Raw genomic sequence first — 17,953 nt, 5'->3', positions numbered from 1 at the left:
CGCCGCATCACACCCCCCACGGATTCATCCGTTGTCGTCGACGCCGCCGCACCGCCGCCAACGATTTCCTCCCGCGCCGCAGCATCCCCGATACAATCGAGTCCGCGTCGTCCAACGGCCCTATCCGTCAGACTTTTGTCTCGTGCTTTTTGCGAAACAAGCGTCGCCTAAGTCATCGCGAAGTCACAAACGTTTTCGATAATTTCCCGGCCGAAAACGTTTACATCGCAAGGTTTCATGACCTCGACCATCAAGGACGTCGCTGCCCTCGCGGGCTTCTCGATCGCCACCGTCTCGCGCGCGATCAACGCCCCGCATACCGTCAGCCCCGCCACGCTGCAAACGATCCGCACCGCGATCGATACGCTGCAGTTCCGCCCGAGCCCGCTCGGCCGGCAACTGCGCGGCGAGCGCACGCGGCTCGTCGGCGTCGTCGTGCCGACGTTGTCGAACCCCGTGTTCGCCGACTGCCTGCAAGGCATCGACGAACTCGCGACCGCGGCCGGCTTCAAGCTGATCCTGATGACGACCGAATACGACGCGGCGCGCGAGCGCCACGCGATCGAGACGCTGCGCGAGCAGCGCGTCGAAGGGCTGATCCTCACCGTCGCCGACGCGGATACCCACCCGCTGCTCGACATGCTCGACCACGACGGCCCGCACTACGTGCTGATGCACAACGACACGCAGCGTCGCCCGTCGGTGTCGGTCGACAACCGCCGTGCCGCGTACGACGGCGTGCGGCTGCTGACCGCGCGCGGCCACCGCCGCGTGCTGATGCTGGCCGGCTCGCTCGCCGCGTCGGATCGCGCACGCCAGCGTCATCTCGGCTATGCGCAGGCCCTCGAGGAAATCGGCGTCACCACGCTGCCGCCGGTCGAAGTCGACTTCAACGCGCCCGAGCTGCCCGACGCGGTGCTCGCGCATCTCACCGCGCACGCGACGCGCCCGACCGCGCTCTTCTGCAGCAACGACCTGCTCGCGATGGTCGTGATGCGCGGCCTGCGCCGCGCGGGCTTCTCGATTCCCGACGACCTGTCGGTGCTCGGCTTCGACGGGATCGCGCTCGGCGAACTGCTCGCGCCGCCGCTCGCGAGCGTCGCGACGCCGAATCGCGACATCGGCCGCCACGCATGGCAGCGTCTCGTCGAAAGCATCGGCGGCGCGGCGATCGAACGCACGTCGCTGATCCTGCCGCACGTAGTACGCGACGGCGCAACCGTGGCGCCGCCGGCCACCGACCTGCAATTGCGCAAGGCCTGAACCCGCGCCGCACACCCTGCACCCCCCCCCACCCCAGCGCCTCACCCTCGCCCGGAGACCTACCGTGTCCTTTCGCCTGACCTCGCTGCTGCGCGCGCTTGCAGCGCCCGTCGCCTGCGCCGCGCTCCTCGCCGGCACGCCCGCCGCCCACGCCGACGAAACGGCGATCTGCTACAACTGCCCGCCCGAATGGGCCGACTGGGCCGCACAGATCGCGGCGATCAAGCAGAAGACCGGCATCCGCGTGCCGTTCGACAACAAGAACTCGGGCCAGTCGATCGCGCAGCTGATCGCCGAGCAGAAGAGCCCGGTCGCCGACGTGGTCTATCTCGGCGTGTCGTCGGCGTTCCAGGCGAAGGACAAGGGCGTGATCGCGCCGTACAAGCCCTCGCACTGGAACGACATCCCCGCGAACCTGAAGGACCCGCAAGGCTACTGGTTCGCGATCCATTCGGGCACGCTCGGCTTCTTCGTGAACAAGGACGCGCTCGACGGCAAGCCGGTACCGCGCTCGTGGGCCGATCTGCTGAAGCCGGAATACAAGGGCATGGTCGGCTATCTCGACCCGTCGAGCGCGTTCGTCGGCTATGCGGGCGCGGTGGCCGTGAACCAGGCGCTCGGCGGCAGCCTCGACAACTTCAAGCCGGCGCTCGACTGGTTCAGGAAGCTGAAGGCGAACGCACCGATCGTGCCGAAGCAGACCGCGTACGCGCGCGTGCTGTCGGGTGAAATTCCGATCCTGCTCGACTACGACTTCGACGCGTATCGCGCGAAGTACAAGGACAGCGCGAACGTCGAGTTCGTGATTCCGAAGGAAGGCACGATCGCCGTGCCGTACGTGATGAGTCTCGTGAAGGGCGCCCCGCACGACGCGAACGGCAAGAAGGTGCTCGACTTCGTGTTGTCGGACGAAGGCCAGAAGCTGTGGGCCAATGCGTACCTGCGTCCGGTGCGCGCGCAGACGCTCGGCGCCGACATCGCGTCGAAGTTCCTGCCGGCGAGCGAATATGCGCGTGCGAAACCGGTCGACTTCGGCAAGATGGCAGCCGGCCAGCAGGCATTCGGCCAGCAATACCTGCAGGTCATGCAGTAAGCGGCGGACCTCATCGATGCTCGACCTGACTTTCCCGCTGCGCTGGCGCGTCGCGCTCGTCGCGCCGGCGCTCGCGGTGTTCGCCGCGTTCTGGCTGCTGCCGATGGCGGCACTCGTGCAGGTGTCCGCCGACGGCGCGTTCTTCCCGCACTACGCGGCGCTGCTCGGCAATGCGCGCTACATGAAGAGCCTCGGCGAAACCATCGCGCTGTCCGCGGGCGTCACGCTCGCGACGCTCGCGCTGTCGACGATCTCGGGCCTCCTGCTTGCTCGCCGCGAATTCGCCGGCAAGCGCGTGCTGCTCGCGCTGCTCACGTTCCCGCTCGCGTTCCCGGGCGTCGTCGTCGGCTTCATGGTGATCATGCTCGCCGGCCGGCAGGGGTTGATCGGCATGCTGTCCGCGAAGCTCACCGGCGACAAGTGGGTGTTCGCGTACTCGGTCGCCGGGCTGTTCATCGGCTACCTGTACTTCTCGATTCCGCGCGTGATCGTCACCGTGATCGCGGCCGCGTCGAAGCTCGACGCGTCGCTCGAGGAAGCCGCGCGTTCGCTCGGCGCATCGCCGTGGCGCATCTTCGTCGACATCGTGCTGCCCGCGCTCGCGCCCGGGCTGATCGCGGCCGGCGCGATCTGCTTCGCGACGGCGATGGGCGCGTTCGGCACCGCGTTCACGCTCGCCACCGACCTGAACGTGCTGCCGATGACGATCTATACCGAGTTCACGCTGAACGCGAACATCGCGACGGCGGCCGGCCTGTCGATCGTGCTCGGCATCGTCACCTGGGCCGTGCTCGCGCTCGCGCGCCGCTTCACCGGCCACACCGCCGCCGCCGCGGCCTGAGGATTCCCGCATGCAATCGCTTTCCGGCTCTTCCGCGCCGTCGCCCTCACCGGCACCCGCTCCCGCTCAGGCGAACGGCGTCGCCCGCCGCGCGCCGCGCGTCACCGGCGCGCGCGCGATCGCCGCGCTGCAATGGGGCGTCACGCTGCTGCTGTGCGCGTTCCTGATCGTGCCCGTCGTGATGTCGGTGCTCGCGGGCCTCACCGTCAACTATTTCCGCGGCCTGTCGAGCGGCCTCACGCTGCGCTGGCTCGAACAGGTGTGGCAGCAGTATCACGGCTCGGTCGCGCTGTCGCTCTATGTCGCGTTCGCGACGCTCGCGATCGTGCTCGCGGTCGGCGTGCCGGCCGGCTATGCGCTCGCGCGCAGCAAGAGCCGCGCCGCGCGCGCGATCGAGGAGGCGCTCGTGCTGCCGGTCGCGCTGCCCGGCCTCGCGTCGGCGCTCGCGCTGCTGGTCGTGTACGGCGGCTTCACCACGTTCCGGATGAGCCTGTGGTTCATCGTCGTCGGCCACGTCGTGTTCACGCTGCCGTTCATGGTGCGTGCGGTGGCGGCCGTCGCGGCCGGCGCCGACCTGCGCACGCTCGAGGAAGGCGCGGCCAGCCTCGGCGCATCGTTCGTCACGCGCTTCGTCACGATCGTGCTGCCGAACCTGCGCCCCGGCATCGTCGCGGGGGCGCTCGCGGTGCTCACGCTGTCGATCGGCGAATTCAACCTCACGTGGATGCTGCATACGCCCGACACCAAGACGCTGCCGGTCGGGCTCGCCGATACGTATGCGTCGTTGCGCCTCGAAGTCGGCAGCGCGTACACGATCCTGTTCCTGCTGATGACGCTGCCGCTGCTCGTCGCGATGCAGTGGCTCGGCGTCGATCCGTCCGGCACGCGGGCACTCAAGAAGCGCCCGCGCTGAATTTCTCGCAGACATGAAACTCGATTCCACCCCCATCACCCTGACCCGCTGCGCGAAGACGTTCCGCGGCACGCGCGTGCTCGAACCGCTCGACCTGTCGATCGGCGCGGGCGAAACGCTCGTGCTGCTCGGGCCGTCGGGCTGCGGCAAGACCACGACGCTGCGCCTGATCGCGGGCCTCGACACGCCGGACGCCGGCGGCACGATCGCATTCGGCAACGACGACGTCACCGCGCTGCCGATCGAGCGCCGGCAGGTCGGCATGGTGTTCCAGAACTACGCGCTGTTTCCGAACCTGACGGTGCGCGGCAACGTCGGCTACGGGCTGAAGATCCGCAAGACCGAACCGCGCGCGCTGCGCGAGCGCGTCGACGAGCTGCTCGCGATGATGCGGCTCGACGCGCATGCGGACAAGCCGATCGACCAGCTGTCGGGCGGCCAGCGCCAGCGCGTCGCACTGGCCCGCGCACTGGCGGTGCGGCCGCGCGTGCTGCTGCTCGACGAGCCGCTGACCGCGCTCGACGCGAAGCTGCGCGACACGCTGCGTCGCGAGATGAATGCGCTGCTGCGCGAACTCGGCGTGACGACGGTCTACGTGACGCACGACCAGGCCGAGGCGATGGAGCTCGGCGACCGGATCGTCGTGATGGGCGCGGGCCGCATCGAGCAGATCGGCACGCCGCGCGACATCTACTACCACCCGGCCAACCGCACGGTCGCGCAGTTCATCGGCACGCTGAACCGGCTCGCCGGGCAATGGCGCGACGGCACGCTGGTGACCACGGGCGGCGCGATCGCGACGCCGCACGCCGCCGACGAGTGGTTCTTCCGCCCCGAGGATGCGCAACTGGCCGATCCCGCGCATGCGCCGCTGCGCGGTGCCGTGAGCGCATGCGCGTTCCTCGGCGAGCGCACGCGGCTCACGATCGAGCACGCGGCCCCCGACGCGCTCGTGATCGACGTGCCGGGCCGCATCGCGCTCGCACGCGGCACGGCGGTCGGCCTCACGGTCGCACCGGAAGGCCTGATCGCGCTCGGCGCCTGATCCGTCCTTCCGGCATCATTCATGCAGCACCCCACCGCGGCGCATGACGCCGCGACAACAATCAGACAATTCCGAGGAACGACGATGCTGCTTGCTCAAATCAGCGATCTCCACATCAAGCGTCCGGGACAGCTCGCGTACCGGCGCGTCGACACCGCGGCCGCGCTCACGCGCTGCATCGAAAAACTGAACGCGCTCGTTCCGCGCCCGGATGCGGTGCTCGTCACCGGCGACCTGACCGATTTCGGCCACGACGAGGAGTACCGCAACCTGCGCGGGTTGCTTGCCGCGCTCGAGATTCCGTACTACCTGATGATCGGCAATCACGACGACCGCGCCGGGCTGCGCCGCGCGTTCGCCGATCGCGCCGAGCTGCAGGCGGGCGAATTCGTGCAATACGCGCTCGACGTCGGCGCGGTGCGCGTGCTCGCGCTCGATTCGCGGGTGCCGGGCGCCAGCCATGGCGACCTTTGCGATGCACGGCTCGCCTGGCTCGCCGCGCAGCTCGACGCCGCGCGCGACCGTCCGGTGATCGTCGCGCTGCATCACCCGCCGTTCGCGTCGGGCATCGGCCACATGGACAAGCTGCGCCTCGCGCCCGCCGCTTCCGCGAAACTCGACGCGCTGCTGCGCGGCCATCCGAACGTCGAGCGCGTGCTGTGCGGCCACGTGCATCGCACGATGTTCACGCGCTTCGGCGGCACGCTCGCCGCCGCGGTGCCGTCGCCCGCCCATCAGGTCGCATTCGACCTGCGGACCGATGGGCCCTCCGCGTTCCGGCTCGAACCGCCGGCGTTCGCGGTCCATCACTATGTGCCCGATGCGGGGATGACGTCGCATCACGTGTATGTCGATGAAGGCGCCGGGCCCTATCCGTTCTATGAACCGACGGGTGAGCTGGTCGACTGACGGGTTGACGCACGCACGATGACGGGCCGCGGCCGGCCGGTTACGCAGGTTCGGCCGGTTTGGCCGATCTGCCCCCGTCCGGCAGGATTCCCGTCGCTCCGGTATGATCGGCAGCCTCGACGGCGCCCCGCCGGCCTGCGCACCCGCCGCGTGCGCCGCGCGCTGCGCCGCCCCACTTCCGTTCGCGCAGCCATGTCCACCGCCTCCACCGACCGTCCGACCGACGCCGCCTCGCCCCACTATTCGCGCAGCCTGCTGTTGCTGCTCGCGACGATCGCGGGGGTGTCCGTCGCGAACATCTACTACAACCAGCCGCTGCTCGACAGCTTCCGCTCGGCATTTCCCGACGGCGCTTCGTGGATCGGCGCGGTGCCGACCGCGACGCAGCTCGGCTATGCGGCCGGCATGTTCCTGCTTGCGCCGCTCGGCGACCGCTTCGACCGCCGCGGGCTGATCCTGATGCAGATCGCCGGCCTGTCGGTCGCGCTGATCGTCGCGGCCACCGCGCCGTCGCTGGCCGTGCTCGCCGTCGCGAGCCTCGCGATCGGCGTACTCGCGACGATCGCGCAACAGGCCGTGCCGTTCGCCGCCGAGATCGCGCCGCCGGCCGAACGCGGGCATGCGGTCGGCACCGTGATGAGCGGCCTGCTGCTCGGCATCCTGCTCGCGCGCACGGCCGCCGGTTTCGTCGCCGAGTATTTCGGCTGGCGCGCGGTATTCTCCGCGTCGGTCGCGGCGCTCGTCGCACTCGCCGCCGTGATCGTGCTGCGGCTGCCGCGCAGCTCGCCGACGTCGACGCTGTCGTACGGCAAGCTGCTCGGCTCGATGTGGCATCTGGCGGTCGAATTGCGCGGGCTGCGCGAGGCATCGCTGACGGGCGCCGCGCTGTTCGCGGCATTCAGCGCGTTCTGGCCCGTGCTGACGCTGCTGCTCGCCGGCGCGCCGTTTCATCTCGGCCCGCAGGCAGCCGGCCTGTTCGGGATCGTCGGCGCGGCGGGTGCGCTCGCGGCACCGTACGCGGGCCGCTTCGCGGACAAGCGCGGCCCGCGCGCGATCATCTCGCTCGCGATCGCGCTGCTCGCGCTGTCGTTCATGATCTTCGCGCTGTCGGGCTCGAGCCTCGTCGGGCTCGTGATCGGCGTGATCGTGCTGGACGTCGGCGTGCAGGCCGCGCAGATCTCGAACCAGTCGCGCATCTATGCGCTGAAGCCCGAGGCGCGCAGCCGCGTCAACACGGTGTACATGGTGTGCTATTTCATCGGCGGCGCACTCGGCTCGTCGGCCGGCGTCGCCGCATGGCACGCGTTCGGCTGGATCGGGATGTGCACGACCGGGCTGGTGTTCACCGCGCTCGGGGGCTGGTTCCACCATCGCGGCGGCCGGCGCGACTGAGCGCGACCGGCCACGGCCACGGCCGCGTCACGCGTCGACGCGCGGTGCGGCCGGTTCGGCGGCGGGTGACGGGGCGAACGCCGGCGCCGGTTCAGCGATGGGCGGCGTAGCGAACGCCGGTGCCGGTTCAATGACCGCGGCTGGATCCATCACGGCGCCCGGCGCCGGCACGGCCAGCGGAACGGCGGAAGGCGCCAGGATCGGCGCCGCATCCGGCACCGCGATCGGTTCGGGCGCCGCTGCGGCCTCCGCCGTCGACGCAGCCGCCATGGCCGCCGAGCTGGCAGCCGCCGCGCGCGCCGCGGGCCGGCGCGCGGGATCGAACACGAACGACAGCCCGACGCTGCCGAGGATCGCGACCGTCGCGACCACCGTCGCCATCGTCACCGGCTCGCCAAGCAGCAGCGCACCGAGCGCGACCGCGACGATCGGGTTCACGTACATGCAGCTGCTCGCGATGATCGGGCTCGTGTGGCGGATCAGGTAGCCGTACGCGACGTACGCGGCCATCGTGCAGAACACCATCAGGTACAGGAACGCGAACACCGGCCCCACCATCAGGTGCTCGACGCGTTCGCCGACCAGCCATGCGACGAGCGTCGAGATCATGCCGCCGAGGCCGATCTGCAGCGACGTCGACAGGAACAGGTCGGACGGCAGCTTGAGCCGCGTCGCGAGATGCGCGCCGCCGGCCCAGAACAGGGCGCCGGCCAGCACGCAGATCGTGCCGAGCGCCGAACTCTGCGCGGCCGCGCCGCCCGAATTCAGCACGACGATGCCGACCATCCCGAGCGCCACGGCCGACCACTCGCCTTTCGTGACCGGCCGCCCGGCAACCGCGGCGATCACGGTCGCGAACAGCGGCACCGTGGCCACCATCACCGCGGCCGAGCCGCTACTGACCAGACTGATCCCGAGCGCGATCGTGCCGGACGACAGCGCGACGAGCATCGTGCCGACGATCCCCGCATTGCGGATTTCGAGCAGCGTCGGCCATTCGGGCTTGCGCCGCAGCGCGAAGATGAACAGGCCGATGCCGCCGAGCAGGTTGCGCAGCCCCGACAGCAACAGCGGCGGGAACGACTGCAGCGCGAAATGCAGGCCGCTGTAGGTCGAACCCCACACGAAATAAATGAAGACGAGCGCCAGCGCGACGCGGCCGCCGCGGCTTTGCGGCAGGCGGATCCGGAACGAGAAGCGGGCGAAGAAATCGAGGAGACGGTCGAGCGGCGTCATCGAGCAGCCTGCCCGCACGTCACGCCGCGTGCTCCGCTGAAAGACACCGGCGATGCCGGCAAACGGCCCTGGCGGGACCGGGAAGGCAGAGCGAACGTGCGGAACGACATGGCAGTGCGAACGGCGACGAAAGAGAACCGGCAAGCGGCGGCAGAGGGACAAAAAAACGCGCGCAACCGCTTCGGCTGCGCACGCTCGGCATTATGGCATCAAGGATTCGAAAGCATCGTCGGACCAGTCTGAAAGGATCGCGAATGATGTTTCCGCGCGACATTTCCCGGCCGGCGTGCAGGTGAAATCGGGGGCCGGATACGCGACACGCGTGCGTTGCCACGGTGTCGATCCGACCCGCCATTCACGCCATTCACGCGATCCGTCGCGATCGAGTCAGCCATCGGCCGAACGGCCAGTCCTGCGCGCCAGCCAGCACTTCCCCCTTATCGTGACGGTCGGCTCACGCGCCGCATGCGCTGAACGACCTTCCTTCGACACCTGCACCGCCCATACAAAATTTTGTATAATTCGACCATTCTCCCGCCGAAACCTGTTGTCTTCGTCGGCAGCGCGCTCGCGGATCTGCGCGGCTTTCCGCTGCCTGCGCGACGCGAAGCCGGCCACCAGATCGACCAGGTACAACGCGGGTTCGCACCCGACGACTGGAAGCCGATGCGCACCGTCGGCGTCGGCGTGCGGGAAATTCGCCTGCGCGATGCGAGCGGCGCGTTCCGGATCATTTACGTCGCGACGTTCGCCGACGCCGTCTACGTGCTGCACTGCTTCCGCAAGCAAGCGACGCGCACCACCCGAGCCGATATCGAACTGGCCGCCCGGCGCTATCGCGCACTGACGATGGAGAGGAAACGATGACCACCGACCGTTATTCAAGCGTCTGGGACGCAATCGAGGGCCAGCCGGCCGAAGCCGAGAACATGAAGCTGCGATCCGAACTGATGATCGCGCTCAAGCAGCGCATCGCGCAGCTCGAACTCAGTCAGGCCCAGGCTGCGGAACGACTGGGCGTCACGCAGCCGCGCGTGTCCGACCTGATGCGCGGCAAGATCAACCTGTTCGGGCTCGACGCGCTCGTGAACATGGCGGCGGCCGTCGGCCTGCGCGTCGACCTCCAGGTGCGCGAATCCGCGTGACGCGTCACGTGCGATGCCGCGACGCCCGACGCATCGCGGCACGCGCCGCCATCGCACGCCATGCACCGCTCACGATCCGCCGAACCAGTTGTACCCCTGGTCGACCCAGTAGCCGCCCGGAAACGTATCGGTCACGAAGATCTCCATGATGTGCTTCGGATTCTTGTAGCCGAGCTTGGTCGGCATCCGCAGCTTCATCGGGAAGCCGAACTCCGGCGGCAACCGATGGCCGTCGTAGTCGAATGCGAGCAGCGTCTGCGGATGCAGCGCGGTCGGCATGTCGATGCTCTCGTAGTAATCGTCCGCGCACTTGAAGCCGACGTACTTCGCCCGCGTGTCGGCGCCGGCGCGGGCGAGAAACGCGCCGAACGGCGTACCGCCCCAGCGGCCGATCGCGCTCCACCCTTCCACGCAGATATGCCGCGTGATCTGTTCCGCGTGCGGCAGCGCATACAGTTCGTCGAGCGTCCACACGCGCTTGCCCGTCACGCGGCCGGACAGCACGAGCCGATACGTCGACGCGTCGACGTGCGGCACGTCGTCGATCCCGTAGTACGCGTTGAACGGGAACGGTCGCGTGATGTCGGCTTCGGTGTAGGTCGGCGCGAGCCGCTCGCCGCTGAACAGCCAGGCCTGCACGCGGTCGTTCATGCGCGACACCGTCTCGAGGAACGTGTTGACCGACGCGTCGTCCTTCAGCGTGCAGCCGGTCAGCATCGTCAGCCCGCCAAGCGTCAGCACGCGCCGGTTGAACAGCCGCCGCGACGGCATCTCGAGCTCGCGGCGCACGTCGAGTTCGAGCGACTTCCGGTCGAGCGTCCAGCGCGAACCGTCGCGCGTGTATTCGGATTCCGACATGATGATTTCCTTCACCCGAGGTTGACGGGTCAGCGCCCACGCAGCATCGCGAGCAGCGAGCGCGGCACCAGCAGCGCCATCGCAACGTGAACGACGATGAATCCGACGAGCAGCGACATCGCCCAGAAGTGCACGACACGCGCGTTGTCGTAGCCGCCGAACAATTCGCGCAGCAGCGGGAATTGCACGGATTTCCAGATCGTGAGCCCCGACAGCACCAGCACGACGAGATCGACGATCGCGGTCAGGTACGCGGCGCGCTGCACCGCGTTGTACACGCTCAGGTCGGCGTGCGACAGCCGCCCGCTCACCGCGGCACGGATGTCGCGCCAGATCGACGCCGGCGTGACGGGCAGCATCTTGCGCGCGAGGCGCCCCGTCGCGATCGACATCGTCAGATAGAACAGTCCGTTGAAGACGAGCAGCCACATCGCCGCGAAATGCCATTGCAGCGCGCCGCCGAGCCAGCCGCCGATCGTGATCCCGTGCGGGAACGTGAACGGCGGATAGATCGGCGACGCGTCGTAGATACGCCAGCCGGACAGCACCATCAGGATCGCCGCGAGCGCGTTGAGCCAGTGGCTCGCGCGCACCCACAGCGGATGGATCGGGCGCGCGGGCGGCGTGGCGGCCGCGCGGCCGGTGGCGGGAACGGTTTGCATGATGAAGACTCCCGGAATGAGTCGACGGGACAGGACGCGATGCGGGCGGCCGCCGTGCGACGCACGCGCCGGCCGCGCCGCGTCCGCCTTTCGTCAGTTCGACGGCGCCATCTTGTCGCCCGACGGCTTGCCCATCTCGTCGTGCGACATCGCGTCCTTCTTCATCGCGTCTTTCTTCATCGCATGCTTCTTCATGCCGTCCTTCTTCATCGCGTCGTGGCCCATTGCATCCTTGGCCATCGCGTCGTGGCCCATCGCGTCCTTCGACATCGACGACCCCGGCTGCGACATCGCATCGTTCTGCGCATACGCGCCCGTGGCGATCGTGGCGAAAGCGGCGACGCAAGCGGCAATCAGTACTTTTTTCATGACATCTCTCCAGAACAACATGGGTTTAAGGAGCCGAATAGACGGACGACGTCGCGGGAAATGACAGCCGCTGCGAAAATTTTTTTTGAAGTTGCGCGCAAGCGCGTCATGCTGCGCCGCATTGCCGTGGCCGGCCAAGCCGGGAGGCCATGCGGCGGCGACGCGCGCTGCCATTTCGACGGGCCACCGTGCCGCCCGCCATGCTGCGGCCGCACCGGGGCAGCCGATCCTCTCCCGGTTGAAACCGCCGCCAAGCCAGTGTATCGTGTGCGCTGCTAACGCGGGGGTCCTGCAATGCGCCCGGTCAAACAACCGGCATTGCGGGTGAGAAATACCCTTTGAACCTGATCTGGATAATGCCAGCGCAGGGAAGCGTACGGATTTCGCCGCCATCCTTCTGACGAAATCCGCCGCCTCACCAAGCCTCGTCTCCTGCTTAGCTCGAGCCCCACATACGTCAAGGGCTCCGGGCAAGCGCCGAAGCGCCTGTCCGGCGCTCACACAGGAGATTGCATGAACGCCAATCCGAAGTTTCTGTCCGCCGACGCTCATGTCGATGCCGCGGCCGTCGCCCCGCTGCCGAATTCCCGCAAGGTTTATGTCACCGGCTCCCAGCCCGACATCCGCGTGCCGATGCGTGAAATCACGCAGGCCGACACGCCGACCGGCTTCGGCGGCGAAAAGAATCCGCCGATCTACGTGTACGACACGTCGGGCCCCTACACCGATCCGGACGCGAAGATCGACATTCGCGCGGGCCTGGCCGCGCTGCGTCAGGGCTGGATCGAGGCGCGCGGCGACACCGAAGTGCTCGGCGGCCTGTCGAGCCGGTACGGCCTCGAGCGCGCGGCCGACCCGGCCACCGCCGACCTGCGGTTCCCGGGCCTGCACCGCAACCCGCGCCGCGCCCGGGCCGGCAAGAACGTCACGCAAATGCACTACGCGCGCCAGGGCATCATCACGCCGGAAATGGAATACATCGCGATCCGCGAGAACCAGCGCCGCGCCGAGTACCTCGAGAGCCTGAAGGCGAGCGGCCCGAACGGCGCGAAGCTCGCCGCGATGATGGGCCGCCAGCACCCGGGCCAGGCGTTCGGCGCAGCGGCCTTCGGCGCGAACGCGCCGGCCGAGATCACGCCGGAATTCGTGCGCTCGGAAGTGGCGTGCGGCCGCGCGATCATCCCCGCGAACATCAACCACCCGGAATCCGAGCCGATGATCATCGGCCGCAACTTCCTCGTGAAGATCAACGCGAACATCGGCAACTCGGCCGTCACGTCGTCGATCGGCGAGGAAGTCGACAAGATGACGTGGGCGATCCGCTGGGGCGGCGACACGGTGATGGACCTGTCGACCGGCAAGCACATCCATGAAACGCGCGAGTGGATCATCCGCAACAGCCCGGTGCCGATCGGCACGGTGCCGATCTACCAGGCGCTGGAAAAGGTCAACGGCAAGGCCGAGGACCTCACCTGGGAAATCTTCCGCGACACGCTGATCGAACAGGCCGAGCAAGGCGTCGACTACTTCACGATCCATGCGGGCGTGCGCCTGCAATACGTGCCGCTCACCGCGAACCGGATGACCGGCATCGTGTCGCGCGGCGGCTCGATCATGGCGAAGTGGTGCCTCGCGCATCACAAGGAAAGCTTCCTGTACGAACACTTCGAAGAGATCTGCGAGATCATGAAGGCGTACGACGTGAGCTTCTCGCTCGGTGACGGCCTGCGCCCCGGCTCGATCTACGACGCGAACGACGAAGCGCAGCTCGGCGAGCTGAAGACGCTCGGCGAACTCACGCAGATCGCGTGGAAGCACGACGTGCAGGTGATGATCGAAGGCCCCGGCCACGTGCCGATGCAGCTGATCAAGGAGAACATGGATCTCCAGCTTGACTGGTGCAAGGAAGCGCCGTTCTACACGCTCGGGCCGCTGACCACCGACATCGCACCGGGCTACGACCACATCACGTCCGGCATCGGCGCCGCGATGATCGGCTGGTTCGGCACCGCGATGCTCTGCTACGTGACGCCGAAGGAGCACCTGGGCCTGCCGAACAAGGACGACGTGAAGGAAGGCATCATCACGTACAAGCTCGCCGCGCACGCCGCCGACCTCGCGAAGGGCCACCCGGGCGCGCAGGTGCGCGACAACGCGCTGTCGAAGGCGCGCTTCGAGTTCCGCTGGGAAGACCAGTTCAACATCGGCCTCGATCCGGACAAGGCGCGCGAATTCCACGACGAAACGCTGCCGAAGGATTCGGCGAAGGTCGCGCACTTCTGCTCGATGTGCGGCCCGCACTTCTGCTCGATGAAGATCACGCAGGACGTGCGCGAGTTCGCGGCGCAGCAGGGCGTGTCGGAAACCGAAGCGCTGAAGAAGGGGATGGAAGTGAAGGCGGTCGAGTTCGTGAAGACCGGCGCCGAAATCTATCATCGCCAGTAAGCGAACGCGCGATCCGGCGCTTCCGCCGGATCGCCGCGCCACGCACGAAGCCCGCTTTCGAGCGGGCTTTTTTGCGCACGTCGCATGCCTGCCGGCCCATGCGAAACAATTGATTACGAAACCGCGCGAGCCTTAACAAGTCCTTACAGCAGCGTCGGGGGACGGCGCGTAGATTGGGTTCATGCGCGGCCGCCAGCCGGTCGTGCGCCTTCCCGTTCACTACCACAAGGACAACGATCATGAATTCGATTCGGCGTTTTGGGGTATACGCTCTCCTCGTCGCGACAGTGGCCAGCCTGTCGGCCTGCGATTCGATGTCGCGACGCCAGCGCGATACGGCAATCGGTGCGGGCGTCGGTGGTGTCGCCGGCGCGGCGATCGGCGGCAACGCGCTGTCGACGCTGGGCGGCGCGGCGGCCGGCGGCATCATCGGTAACCAGGTCGGCAAGTAAGCAGTCCGAGATCGGCCGGCTGGGCGTCGCCGCCCAGCCGCAGGCCGGTGGTTCAACGGCGTTTCCGCGGTGCGGAAGCGCCGTTTTCGTCTGTGGTGCCGCAACAGGCGCGGCCGCTCCCCCCGGAAATGATCGGTTACCGTTTCTCATACCGTGTCATCGGGACTCGGCCTAAGCTTCAAGCATCTGCCGATAGCCGGCTCCGCCGGAGACACATCATGAACAGGACCCTCGTCGCCGCGGCGCTTGCCTGCACGACGCTTGCCGGCTGCTACTACCCGTACGGCTATTATCCGGGCGGCTATTACACGGCGGCGCCGGTGCCGGTACAGCCCGCGCCCGTGTATGTCGATCCGGCCCCCGCCTACTACTATCCGGCGCCGGCCTATGCGCCAGCGTGGGGCGGTTATTGGGGCCCGGCGCTGTCGCTCAATTTCGGCTTCGGCGGACGCGGCGGCTGGCGTCATCACTGACCTGATCGGCCGCGCCGCATGTGGCGGGGCGTGCGCCGCCCGGCGGCAAACGGCCGGAATGGCCGTTTCTTGTCGTTTCATCCGATCGTGAAACGACCGGGCGGTAACGCGGTGTAAGATTCCTCGCATCCCGTCCCGCCCTCGCCGATCGATGTCACCCAAGAACGCTTTCCTGCTGACCGTGCTCGCCGCCCTGTGGGGCGCGTCCTTCCTGTTCATCCGAGTCGGCGTCGTCGATTTCGGCGTCGCGCCGCTGATGGCGTTGCGGGTGGGCATCGGCGCGCTGTTTCTCGCCTGCTTCGCGCTGACGCGCTTCAAACCCGCCGATCTCGGCGCCCGCCTGCGCCGTCATGCGTGGCCGTTGTTCGTCGTCGGCGCACTGAACTCGGGCATTCCGTTCTGTCTGTTCGCGTTCGCCGAACTGACGCTGTCGGCCGGCGTGACGTCGGTGATCAATGCGACGACGCCGCTGTGGGGCGCGCTCGTGGCCTACCTGTGGCTGAAGGACAAGCTGTCGCTGCCGCGCGCGCTCGGCCTCGTGATCGGGTTCGCCGGCGTGCTCACGCTCGTATGGAACCAGATCGCGAATGCGCACGGCGAAACGGGCGCCGCCGCGACCGCGCTCGCCGCCGCCGCGGCGCTCGGCGCGACGCTGCTGTACGGCGTCGCGGCCAACTACACGAAGCGCAAGTTGACCGGCGTCGACCCGCTCGTCAACGCGACCGGCAGCATGATCGGCTCGACCGTCCTGCTGCTGCCGTTCGCGATCGCCACCTGGCCGGCCGCGCCGGTCAGCGCGCACGCATGGGGCTCGGTGCTCGCGCTGGGCGTCGCCTGCACCGGCATCGCATATTTCATCTTCTTCCACCTGATCGCGCACATCGGCCCCGCCCGCGCGATTACCGTGACGTTCGTGATCCCCGTGTTCGGCCTGCTGTGGGGCGCGCTGTTCCTCGGCGAACACGTGTCGGCCGTGATGATCGAAGGCTGCGCGATCGTACTCGTCGGCACCGCGCTCGCGACCGGCGCGATCAAGCGGATTCCCGGGATCCGGCCGCGCAGCGGCGAAGCGACCTGACGATACATTCGGGTGCACGCGCCGCCATCGTTCCGGGCGTGATGCGTGACGACCGGGCGCCGGCTATTCATCGCCGCGCCCTCGAATAGTGCCGCGGTCCGGCCGGCATTCCGCTGACGGCGACGTTCGTTCGCCATTTGGCGGCTGTCGGGATTTCCCGCCTCGCCTTGCCGCGCATGCCATGCGGCCGGATTGTCATGTGCGGCGGCGACGCCCGACGCTACGCGGCGATCATGCGCGGCACGCATGCGAGCAGCGCCGGCCGCAGTCGCATTCCCGCGTGCGTCTGGAGTTTCCCTGATACGCGAGCGGCCGCGTTCCCGTTACACTCCGAACACTTACCCGCAGAAGGCGGTCTCGATGCCCCACGTCCTTTCGCGTCCGCCGGCGCGTGCGACTGCTTCAGCGTGGCGGCGCGCTGCCGTTCCGCCGCTCATTCCCGGGCACCGTTGACATGAAGCCCGCCCGCGACCTCTCGCTCGACTCCCTGCTCGAACGCCTCACGCCGACGCCCGGCGGCTGGGTCGCCACCTATCGCACCACGACATTGCGCAGCGTGTTCCAGCCCGTGCTGTCGATCACGCACAAGCGGGTCGTCGGCTACGAAGCGCTGCTGCGCGTCGTCGATTCGAACGGCGCAATGATCTCGCCCGCCGCGCTGTTCGACAAGACGCGCGCCGACGCCGACGCGCTGCTGCTCGACCGGCTCGCGCGCTGCCTGCACACGGCCAACTTCATCGCGCAGGGCATCGGCGACGGCTGGTTGTTCCTGAACGTCAACCCGCGCGTGCTCGACTCGGGCCTCGTGCAGCGCGAATTCGTCGAGGCGCTGTGCCGGCATTTCGCGCTGCCGCCGAACCGCATCGTGCTGGAAGTCGTCGAACAGCCGTCGCGCGACGAAGCCGAGCTCGCCCGCACGATCGACATGATCCAGCATCGCGACTTCCTGATCGCGATCGACGACTTCGGCACGGGATTCTCGAACTTCGACCGCGTGTGGCGCGCGCGCCCCGACATCGTCAAGCTCGATCGCTCGCTCGTCGTACGCTCGACCGGTTCGGCCGACGATCGCCGCATCATGCATCACCTCGTGTCGATGCTGCATCAGGCCGGTGCGATGGTGCTCGCCGAGGGCGTCGAGAGCGACGACTCGCTGCAGGCGCTGATGGAAGCCGACATCGATTTCGTGCAGGGTTTCCAGTTCGGCCAGCCCGATGCATCGATCGCCCATGCCAGCGCGGCAGCACCCGCGATGCTCGACGCCGCGTGGCAGCGCTTCATCGCGCGCCGGCACGCGCCGGTCGTCGCCGAGCAGCCCGGCTTCGACGCGATCGAGCGGCTCGTGCTGTCCGGCGCGGCGGCGTTTTCCGCAAGCGGCAACCTGCAGGACGCCGCGCAGCGCGTGTTCGCGGTGCCGGCCGCGCGCCGCGTGTTCGTCACCGACGAAACCGGCGAGCAGTTCCTGCCGTCGATCGGCGCGCGCGCCGACGACGGCCAGGCGGGCGTCACCCGCCTCTCGCCGCTCTTCCCGGAAACCCACAGCAACTGGTCGCGGCGCCCGTATTTCCAGCGCGCGATCGCCGCGCCCGGACGCGTCGCGCTGATGGGCCCGCACTTCTCGCTGACGGAAGGCCGCGACTGCTATACGGCCGCCGTCGCGATCCGCGCGCAGAACCGGCTGGTCGTGTTCTGCGTCGACTTCGTGCTCGACAGCGCCGGGACCGTGATGCGGTAGCCGGTGCGACGGCGGGCGACCGGCTACCGCACCCGTCGTTCGGC

The 17,953-nt window shown here is 68.3% G+C and carries 18 protein-coding genes and 1 riboswitch; of the genes, 14 read left to right on the top strand and 4 right to left on the bottom strand.

The window, feature by feature from the left end; translation table 11 throughout:
• Positions 1-237 precede the first annotated feature (237 nt).
• The 7 genes from CFB43_RS06380 (at position 238) to CFB43_RS06350 (ending at position 7,456) form a co-directional block, all read left to right on the top strand.
• Positions 238-1,263, top strand: coding sequence for a LacI family DNA-binding transcriptional regulator (locus CFB43_RS06380; RefSeq protein WP_089494469.1), 1,026 nt, complete (start codon positions 238-240; stop codon positions 1,261-1,263).
• Between the two features lie 64 nt (positions 1,264-1,327).
• Positions 1,328-2,356 carry an ABC transporter substrate-binding protein gene (locus CFB43_RS06375; RefSeq protein ID WP_089494468.1) on the top strand — a complete coding sequence of 343 codons (1,029 nt, stop codon included), beginning with the start codon at positions 1,328-1,330 and terminating at the stop codon, positions 2,354-2,356.
• Positions 2,357-2,372: 16 nt separating this feature from the next.
• Positions 2,373-3,197, top strand: coding sequence for an ABC transporter permease (locus tag CFB43_RS06370; protein WP_089430828.1), 825 nt, complete (start codon positions 2,373-2,375; stop codon positions 3,195-3,197).
• 10 nt (positions 3,198-3,207) lie between these two features.
• Positions 3,208-4,110 carry an ABC transporter permease gene (locus CFB43_RS06365; RefSeq protein ID WP_089494467.1) on the top strand — a complete coding sequence of 301 codons (903 nt, stop codon included), beginning with the start codon at positions 3,208-3,210 and terminating at the stop codon, positions 4,108-4,110.
• 13 nt (positions 4,111-4,123) lie between these two features.
• Positions 4,124-5,155, top strand: coding sequence for an ABC transporter ATP-binding protein (locus tag CFB43_RS06360; protein ID WP_089460689.1), 1,032 nt, complete (start codon positions 4,124-4,126; stop codon positions 5,153-5,155).
• Between the two features lie 84 nt (positions 5,156-5,239).
• Positions 5,240-6,064, top strand: coding sequence for a phosphodiesterase (locus tag CFB43_RS06355; RefSeq protein WP_089494466.1), 825 nt, complete (start codon positions 5,240-5,242; stop codon positions 6,062-6,064).
• Between the two features lie 192 nt (positions 6,065-6,256).
• Entirely contained in the window at positions 6,257-7,456 is a 1,200-nt protein-coding gene (locus CFB43_RS06350; protein ID WP_089494465.1) for an MFS transporter, read from the top strand.
• Positions 7,457-7,483: 27 nt separating this feature from the next.
• On the opposite strand, the gene CFB43_RS06345 is transcribed toward CFB43_RS06350, so the two are convergent.
• The gene (locus tag CFB43_RS06345) at positions 7,484-8,692 is read right to left on the bottom strand and encodes an EamA family transporter (protein ID WP_089494464.1); all 1,209 of its coding nucleotides are present in this window, start codon (positions 8,690-8,692) and stop codon (positions 7,484-7,486) included.
• A 513-nt stretch (positions 8,693-9,205) separates the two neighbouring features.
• On the opposite strand from CFB43_RS06345, the gene CFB43_RS06335 reads away from it, so the two are divergent.
• Positions 9,206-9,559, top strand: a complete 354-nt coding sequence (locus CFB43_RS06335) for a type II toxin-antitoxin system RelE/ParE family toxin (protein ID WP_089439638.1) — start codon at positions 9,206-9,208, stop codon at positions 9,557-9,559.
• Positions 9,556-9,837, top strand: coding sequence for a helix-turn-helix domain-containing protein (locus tag CFB43_RS06330; RefSeq protein WP_089439637.1), 282 nt, complete (start codon positions 9,556-9,558; stop codon positions 9,835-9,837). Before CFB43_RS06335 ends, CFB43_RS06330 begins: the two co-directional genes overlap by 4 nt.
• 69 nt (positions 9,838-9,906) lie before the next feature.
• Here CFB43_RS06330 and CFB43_RS06325 read toward each other — a convergent pair whose 3' ends face one another.
• The 3 genes from CFB43_RS06325 to CFB43_RS06315 form a co-directional block, all read right to left on the bottom strand.
• A complete protein-coding gene (locus CFB43_RS06325) occupies positions 9,907-10,695 on the bottom strand; it encodes a molybdopterin-dependent oxidoreductase (protein WP_089494463.1) in 789 nt (262 codons plus the stop codon).
• A gap of 29 nt (positions 10,696-10,724) precedes the next feature.
• On the bottom strand, positions 10,725-11,357 hold the full coding sequence (locus CFB43_RS06320; RefSeq protein ID WP_089494462.1) for a cytochrome b/b6 domain-containing protein: 633 nt from the start codon (positions 11,355-11,357) through the stop codon (positions 10,725-10,727).
• A gap of 93 nt (positions 11,358-11,450) precedes the next feature.
• Entirely contained in the window at positions 11,451-11,726 is a 276-nt protein-coding gene (locus tag CFB43_RS06315) for a pentapeptide MXKDX repeat protein (RefSeq protein ID WP_011351498.1), read from the bottom strand.
• 272 nt (positions 11,727-11,998) lie between these two features.
• Positions 11,999-12,115, top strand: a riboswitch (TPP riboswitch).
• Positions 12,116-12,239: 124 nt separating this feature from the next.
• Between CFB43_RS06315 and thiC the strand changes: the two genes are divergently transcribed.
• From thiC to CFB43_RS06290, 5 genes are all read left to right on the top strand, one after another.
• Positions 12,240-14,171 (top strand): phosphomethylpyrimidine synthase ThiC, encoded by a 1,932-nt coding sequence (gene thiC / locus CFB43_RS06310; RefSeq protein ID WP_089494461.1) that lies wholly within the window; start codon positions 12,240-12,242, stop codon positions 14,169-14,171.
• A 239-nt stretch (positions 14,172-14,410) separates the two neighbouring features.
• A complete protein-coding gene (locus CFB43_RS06305; RefSeq protein WP_069247576.1) occupies positions 14,411-14,623 on the top strand; it encodes a glycine zipper 2TM domain-containing protein in 213 nt (70 codons plus the stop codon).
• 218 nt (positions 14,624-14,841) lie between these two features.
• Positions 14,842-15,096, top strand: a complete 255-nt coding sequence (locus CFB43_RS06300; protein WP_089424922.1) for a hypothetical protein — start codon at positions 14,842-14,844, stop codon at positions 15,094-15,096.
• Between the two features lie 151 nt (positions 15,097-15,247).
• On the top strand, positions 15,248-16,174 hold the full coding sequence (locus tag CFB43_RS06295; protein WP_089494460.1) for a DMT family transporter: 927 nt from the start codon (positions 15,248-15,250) through the stop codon (positions 16,172-16,174).
• Positions 16,175-16,628: 454 nt separating this feature from the next.
• Positions 16,629-17,909 carry a sensor domain-containing phosphodiesterase gene (locus tag CFB43_RS06290; RefSeq protein ID WP_089495262.1) on the top strand — a complete coding sequence of 427 codons (1,281 nt, stop codon included), beginning with the start codon at positions 16,629-16,631 and terminating at the stop codon, positions 17,907-17,909.
• The last annotated feature ends 44 nt before the right edge of the window (positions 17,910-17,953 follow it).

Origin of the sequence: Burkholderia sp. AU15512 (assembly GCF_002223325.1) — a bacterium.
Taxonomy (GTDB): domain Bacteria; phylum Pseudomonadota; class Gammaproteobacteria; order Burkholderiales; family Burkholderiaceae; genus Burkholderia.
Note: the sequence above shows the minus strand (reverse complement) of the source record. Positions and strands in the feature narration are given on the sequence as shown.